General features: G+C 65.4%; 1 pseudogene. It reads left to right on the top strand.

The features are described from left to right. Nucleotides 1-283 (top strand): annotated as a pseudogene (locus tag D3227_RS40955) (hypothetical protein); the annotation flags it as partial.

Genomic DNA, 283 nt, shown 5'->3' with positions numbered 1-283 from the left:
AAGGCAACGACGAAGGCAGCTGCCGAAGACGGCAAGGGCCTGAGCATGGCCGATTGCAGCGCCAAGTATCAGGCGGCCAAGGCAAGCAACTCGCTGGGCGGCAAGAAGTGGAACGACTTCCGCAAGACCGAATGCGCCGCCGGCGCAACGGCCGCGGCCGAGCCCGCCAAGGCAACGACGAAGGCAGCTGCCGAAGACGGCAAGGGCCTGAGCATGGCCGATTGCAGCGCCAAGTATCAGGCGGCCAAGGCAAGCAACTCGCTGGGCGGCAAGAAGTGGAACG

Origin of the sequence: Mesorhizobium waimense (assembly GCF_003601975.1) — a bacterium.
Classification (GTDB): domain Bacteria; phylum Pseudomonadota; class Alphaproteobacteria; order Rhizobiales; family Rhizobiaceae; genus Mesorhizobium; species Mesorhizobium waimense.
This window is presented reverse-complemented; position numbering and strand designations above follow the sequence as displayed.